This is a genomic window from Paraburkholderia sp., from assembly GCF_035501035.1.
In the GTDB taxonomy this organism is placed as follows: Bacteria; Pseudomonadota; Gammaproteobacteria; order Burkholderiales; family Burkholderiaceae; genus Paraburkholderia.
In genome coordinates this window covers 1-6869 of sequence record NZ_DATJWR010000431.1, presented here as the reverse complement: position 1 = coordinate 6869, position 6869 = coordinate 1, and the positions used below count along the sequence as shown (strand labels likewise).

6 protein-coding genes are annotated in these 6869 nt (G+C 60.7%); all 6 read left to right on the top strand.

Going from position 1 to position 6869, the window contains the following annotated elements; all coding sequences use genetic code 11:
* Positions 1-628: lyase family protein (locus VMJ11_RS30680; RefSeq protein WP_325624634.1), on the top strand; the 628-nt coding region annotated here is incomplete at its 5' end.
* A gap of 108 nt (positions 629-736) precedes the next feature.
* Positions 737-2026 (top strand): NAD(P)/FAD-dependent oxidoreductase, encoded by a 1290-nt coding sequence (locus VMJ11_RS30675; RefSeq protein ID WP_325624636.1) that lies wholly within the window; start codon positions 737-739, stop codon positions 2024-2026.
* 524 nt (positions 2027-2550) lie between these two features.
* Positions 2551-3945, top strand: a complete 1395-nt coding sequence (locus VMJ11_RS30670; RefSeq protein WP_325624633.1) for a cytochrome ubiquinol oxidase subunit I — start codon at positions 2551-2553, stop codon at positions 3943-3945.
* A 44-nt stretch (positions 3946-3989) separates the two neighbouring features.
* Positions 3990-4976 carry a cytochrome d ubiquinol oxidase subunit II gene (cydB, locus tag VMJ11_RS30665; protein ID WP_325624632.1) on the top strand — a complete coding sequence of 329 codons (987 nt, stop codon included), beginning with the start codon at positions 3990-3992 and terminating at the stop codon, positions 4974-4976.
* A 130-nt stretch (positions 4977-5106) separates the two neighbouring features.
* Positions 5107-5568: a peptidylprolyl isomerase gene (locus VMJ11_RS30660; protein ID WP_325624630.1), complete on the top strand. Its 462-nt coding sequence runs from the start codon at positions 5107-5109 to the stop codon at positions 5566-5568.
* 108 nt (positions 5569-5676) lie between these two features.
* Positions 5677-6869: folylpolyglutamate synthase/dihydrofolate synthase family protein (locus tag VMJ11_RS30655; protein ID WP_325624629.1), on the top strand; the 1193-nt coding region annotated here is incomplete at its 3' end.

The window sequence follows — 6869 nt, the reverse complement described above, 5'->3', positions numbered from 1 at the left end:
TGCGCCCAACAAATTCACCGTGCAGGGCAGCCATGATGCACTGGTGCAACTCTCCGGTACGCTCCGTTCGCTGGCGGTTTCCCTCTACAAGATCGCCAATGATATTCGCCTGATGTCATGCGGTCCGCGCGCGGGATACGCCGAGCTCATTCTCCCTGAAAACGAGCCCGGTTCATCCATCATGCCAGGCAAGGTCAATCCGACCCAGGTCGAGGCGCTCACGATGCTCGCCGTGCAGGTTATGGCGAACGACGTCGCAATCGGTTTTGGCGGCGCTGGCGGCTATCTCGAGATGAACGTCTACAAGCCGCTCATTATCTTCAATCTGATGCAGTCGATCACGCTGATAGCTGACGGCTGCACGAACTTCCGGCGCTTCCTGGTGGAAGGCACGAGGCCGAACCTGAAGAGGATCAAGGAGGATGTCGACCGCTCGCTGATGCTGGTGACGGCGCTGGTCCCGGTTATCGGTTACGACCGCGCTTCGGCCATCGCGCACCACGCGATGCATCACGATCTGACCTTGAAGACGGCTGCGCTCGAACTCGGCTTCGTCGATGAAGAGACTTTCAACCGCGTCGTGGATCCGGCCAAGATGGTTCGGCCATACGTCGCCAAGGCATGTTGACAATGCGATTGTGCAGGCCGGCAGCGTATCGGACTCGTGCCGCATGGCGAGTCCCTCGCTGCGGCCGTGGCACGCCAGCATCATTCAATCCTTATTGTAGAAAAACCCATGTCTCAGCCGGTTCAGATTGTCATCGCGGGCGGCGGCATCGCAGGGATTCTGCTTGCGACCAGACTTGGCGACCAGTTGGGTCGTAGCGGGCGTGCCGCTGTCACGCTGATCGACAGCAGCCAGACGCACATCTGGAAGCCGATGCTCCACACGATTGCCGCGGGCACGCGGGACGTTCAACAGCAGCAGGTTGTCTATCTCGCGCACGCACGCGAACATGGATTTACCTATTTGCCTGGCGAAGTGCGAGGGCTGGACCGCGAGCTTCGCCGCGTCGAACTCGGCGAGATCCGCACGCCGGAGGGCGAGGTCATTATTGGGCCTCGTACCGTCGATTACGACGTGCTGGTGATGTCACTCGGCAGCCGGGCGAATGACTTCGGCATGCCGGGCGTGAAGGCGAATTGTCATTTCATCGACAGCCAGCAGCAGGCGGAAAACTTCAACCGCGTACTGCGTAACCACGTCCTTCGGAGTGTCGCGAGGGACGAAGCGCTGCGCGTGGCGGTGGTCGGCGCGGGTGCTACGGGCGTCGAGTTGTCGGCGGAGCTGAGCCGCCTGCTGGAGATTGCATCGCGTTATGGCGATCCATCCATGCGCAGCCGGCTGTCCCTGACGCTGCTCGAAGGCGGTCCGCGCGTGCTGCCGGCTTTCCCGCCGCAGATTTCCGATTCGAGCCAGCAGCAGCTCGAACGTATCGGCTTTCGCGTGATGACCTCGACGCAAGTCACGTCGGCCGATGCCAATGGCTTTCGTCACAACGATTCGTTTGTCGAGGCGGACCTGATGGTCTGGGCTGCGGGCATCAAGGCGGCAGACTTCGTGAGCAACCTCGCGGGACTGGAGACGAATCGTTCGAACCAACTGATCGTCGACACGACGTTGCAGACGACGCGCGACGACCATGTATTCGCCATAGGTGATTGCGCGAGCCTCACGCCCGAAGGCCATGAACGTCCGCTGCCCCCGACCGCGCAGGTCGCGACGCAACAGGCGGAGCACCTCGCGCGTCATTTGCCGCGCTGGCTGGAAGGAAAGCCGCTGCCGGAGTTTGTGTTTCGCGACTTCGGTTCGCTGGTGACGTTGAGCGACTACAACGCGTTTGGCACGGTGGGGCGCTTCGGCCTCTTCAAGGGCGGCATCATCCGCGGACGCGCGGCACATCTGGGGCACGCGTGGCTTTATCGCAGGCACCAGAAGGCGTTACACGGCGTCAGCAAAGCAACGTTGCTATGGACCGCGGAGCAGATCAACGGTCTGGTACGGCCGAAAGTTCGCCTTACTTGAGCCGATAAGGGTCATCGTGCGAGACGAGTCGCAGCGGACAACACCACGCCGCGACGCATCTCGCCGTTCCCCGCGCTTCTGTCCCGCTTCTGTCCGGTTGTGCCCTTCATTGACGCCCCACAGTAGTCCTGTACCACGATAGACGACCCGGTCGCACAGGCCGGTCGATCGTCTCATCCAACATTTCTTCGCACCGGCAGCCATGCGCCTGCATGGCACGCGGTCCCGATCCTGTCAGGAAAAAGAGCGGCGATCAGCCCGTCGGCTCGGCGCCGCGCGCACGAGCGACGCGCGTCGCACAGGAGGCGGCGAAATGACACAGAGGCGCAGGCGCCGCGGGACGGCGTTATTCACTGAAAGATATTGATATCCATACAGTCGATATATTGGAATGTGGCATGCGAAGAACCATACTCGTCTCGTTATCCCGAGCGGTGATGGCACCCGCCCGATGAGTCCCACTACTACCTGTTGAGCGGAGCGCTTTTACGGTGCGCTCAACATCGATCTGTCCGGTGATTGACATGAATGTCGAAGCTCTGAATCTCGCGCGTGGCCAGTTTGCGATGACCGCAATCTTCCATATCCTGTGGCCTATCCTGACAATCAGCCTGTCGGCCTTTCTCCTGGTTGTTGAGGTATTGTGGGTTAAAACGAGTGACCTGGTCTGGTACCGGCATGCGCGTTTCTGGAGCAAGCTGCTGGTGCTCAACTTCGCTGTCGGCGTCGTCAGCGGCATTCCGATGGAGTTCCAGTTTGGTACCAACTGGGGCCAGTTTTCGCGGTACACCGGGCAGTTCTTTGGCAACATCCTCGGCTTTGAAGGCGCAATGGCCTTCATGCTCGAAGCCGGCTTCGTCGGCATCATGATGCTCGGCTGGCAACGGGTCCCGAAGGGCGTTCACCTGTTCGCCACTGCAATGGTTGCGCTCGGTTCGACGTTATCCGCGTTCTGGATCATGGTCGCCAACTCCTGGCTGCAAACGCCGGCGGGTGTGGCGGTAGTCGATGGAAAGCTCGTTGTCACCGACTATCTGAAGGCGATCTTCAACCCCGATATGGTGTGGGGCGTGTCGCACATGTGGTTCGCCGCGCTGGAGACGGGTTTCGTTGTCGTGGCCGGCATTTCCGCTTACTACCTGTTGAAGCGTCGAAATCCGGAGTTCTTCGTTCGCTCGTTCAAGGTGGCTTTGGTGGTGCTCGCCATCGTCGCACCCGTACAGATCTGGCTGGGTGACTCGAGCGGCGTCGACGTGTTCAGGACGCAACCCGCGAAGGGTGCCGCGCTCGAAGGCCACTGGCAAACGAATGCGCCGGGCACGGGCGCAAGCTGGTCGCTCCTCGCATGGCCCGACGCGGCGAAGCAGGGCAATGACTGGTCGCTCGAAGTGCCGGGCCTGTTGAGCGTTCTCGGTACGCACAGTCTCCACGGCCAGGTGAAGGGGCTTAAGGACATACCCGTTGCCGACCAGCCGCCGATGCTCCCGCTTCTCTACTACGCATTCCGCTTGATGGCAGGCATCGGTTTCCTGTTCATGGTGCTGGCGTTCTGGACCGTCTATGCGTTACGGAAGGCGCGCGGCTGCGTCGATGCACTACTTGCGCAACGCAGACTGCTTCTCGCGTGGGTTCTGGCCATTCCGTTGCCATATGTCGCGGTGGAATGCGGATGGATCGTGCGCGAGGTGGGGCGCCAGCCGTGGGTTGTGTATGGGCTGCTGCGCACGGGGAACGCTGCGTCGGCAATCTCTTCAGCGGCAATCACCGGCAGCATGGTGATGTTCACAGTCTTCTACGTGATCCTGCTTGTGTCATTCTTTCACTACGCGCGCCGCTGGCTCCGGAACGGTCCGGATCTCACGCTGACGCCGGCGCCCGAATCCACGGAGCGTGCGAGTTTGCACGCCATCGACTACTAAACGCACACACGCTTTTTCGTTTCGTCAGATCAAGAGGCAACACAATGATTCCCTCATCTACCCAGGACCTTCTGAACCATGCGTGGTTTGGCCTGATCGGCCTGATGCTCGTGCTGTACGTGGTCACCGACGGCTTCGACCTCGGCGTCGGCATGCTCACACTGCTCCGTGACCGTGACAGCGACCGCGACCTGATGATTCAATCCATCGGCCATGTATGGGATGCCAACGAGACCTGGCTCGTCGCGCTGGGTGGCGCGCTCTTCGGCGCGTTCCCCGACGCCTACGCCATGATCCTCTCGGACCTGTATGGGCCTGTGATGGTGCTCATCGCGAGCTTCATCATGCGCGGCGCGGCCATCGAGTTTCGCCATTCTGCGCATACCAGCAAGACATTGTGGGACCGGGTCTTCGGTCTCGGCAGTCTGCTCGCGGCCATCAGCCAGGGCGTCGTGCTCGGAAAGGTACTGACGGGTTTCGTGCCAGGCGGCCATAGTCTCGCATTCGTCATAGTCACAGCCATCGGCGTGGTTTCAGGTTATTGCCTGCTCGGGGCTACCTGGCTCGTCAAGAAGACGACAGGCGAGATCGAAAGCGCCGCGCGTCGCTACTCGACCTTTGCAGTATTCACGACCGTCATCGCCGCCGTGCTGGTTTCGTTCGCCACAGTGAAATTCAGCCCCGTGGGCATCACACGCTGGCAGGATCATGGCGTATTTGATGTGCTGATCGCGCTCGCGGTCTTCGCTGCACTCGCATTTGCCTATGTGCTCTATTCGGTTCGCATGCGCGGAGAACATGGGCCTTTCGTGGGCTCAACAATTCTCTTCGTCGTGTCCTTCGTGGGTCTCGCTATCAGCCTGTTTCCGTACATCGTGCCGGGTCAGCTGACGGTGGTGGGGGCCGCCTCCGATAGCCCGACGCTGATCTTCATGCTCTTCGGTATCGGCACTGTATTCCCGATCATGATCGCGTACAACCTGTACCAGTATTACCTGTTTCGCGGCAAGGTCGTCGCTGTCAAGCACTGACGACCGCCCGCCAACATGATGCCTGTACAAACAGTCCAGATGGATGTTCTTTCTTCAACTGGCGATCGTGACCCGGACAGAACTTCATACGCATCTTCATCTCTTTCACTGAACAACTACAACCTGGCTCATGAGCATGTTCAAAATCTCCGAAGTGACACCTGGCTCACACGTTACGCTTCACTACCGGCTTTCGCTAGCCAATGGCGGCGAAGTCATGAACACCTTTACCAATCAGCCAGCCACGCTGCTGCTGGGCGCCGGTCAATTGGCGCCGCCGCTGGAAGACATTTTGCTGGGATTGAAGGTTGGCGACCATTCGACGTTCCAGCTTGCGCCAGGGCAAGCATTCGGACCGCGCAATCCCGATCTGATCCAGCGCGTGTCGCTTGCTACGCTGCGCGAACATAGCATGCTCGGCGAGCACTTTTCTCCGGGCGATCTTATCGAATTCAACGCACCGCGGGGCGGACGGTATGCAGGCGTGCTGAAGGCGGTCGGCGAAACCTCCGCGCTGTTCGATTTCAATCACCCCCTCGCGGGTGAGGCGCTGGCGTTCGAAGTGCAAATCATCGGGATCCTGCAGGCGTGAGCGCACTGTACTAGCGCCGCCGGATACTGCTCTCAGTATCGTTCTATAAACGAAAGGCTTCTGCGCAGTGTTTTTCCCTTGCTCCCGTTTTCCGAGATATCCGAACCCATGACTACTTTCCCCACCCTTGACACATGGCTCGCGCACCTCGAAGCCGTGCAACTGGTCGGCCTCGAAATGGATTTAGCCCGCGTCGCGCAAGTGAAGAACGCGCTTGGCTTCGCCTTCGATTGCCCGGTGATTACAGTCAGCGGCACGAATGGCAAAGGCTCCGCCTGTGCGATTCTCGAAGCGATTCTTCTGCGCGCAGGGTATCGCGTGGGCTGTTATACGTCGCCGCATCTGCTGGCGTTCAACGAGCGGGCGCGCGTGAACGGCATTGACGCATCCGACGTCGACCTGCTCGAGCAGTTTGAAGCGGTGGAACGAGCGCGCGCGAGCCAGACGGAACCGGTCTCGCTGACGTGTTTCGAATTCACAACGCTGGCGATCCTGCGGCTCTTCGCATCGCGCGGGCTGGATGCAGTGATCCTCGAAGCGGGTGTGGGCGGTCGGCTCGACGCGGTCAATATGATTGAGACGGACTGCGCGATCGTGACGAGCATCGACATCGATCACGCCGACTGCCTCGGCGATACGCGCGAAAAGATCAGTTTCGAGAAGGCGGGCATTTTCCGCGCGGACAAGCCGGCGATATGCGGCGATCCGGCGCCGCCGCAGCGCCTCATTGATCATGCTCAGGCAATCGGTGCGGACCTATGGCTGGTCGGCCGTGATTTCCGCTACGCAGCGCAGCCGGGCAACGAGCGCCAGCAGTGGAGCTACGTCGGACGGTCGCAGCGGCGCGCAGCGCTCGCCTATCCTGCGCTGCGCGGAGCCAACCAGCTGATCAACACCTCGGCAGCGCTTGCTGCGCTTGAAGCGCTGCGCGAGCGCATTCCAGTCACGGCGCAGGACATCCGGCTGGGCCTCGCGAACGTCGAGCTGGCAGGCCGGTTTCAGGTGCTGCCGGGCAAGCCGCAGATCATTCTCGACATCGCGCACAACCCGCACGCCGCAGCTGTTCTGGCACAGAACCTCGGCAACATGGGATATTTCCCGTACACCTACGCGGTTTTCGGCGCGATGAACGGCAAGGATATCGAAGGCGTCATCAGGCAGGTGAAGGGCGAAGTCGATCACTGGAACGTGACGAACCTGCCGACGCGGCGGGCAGAGTCAGCCGTTGCGCTCGAATCAGCGCTGCGCGCGGCCGGCATTAACGATAGCCCCGAGAGCAGTGTCACTCGATTCGCAACGCC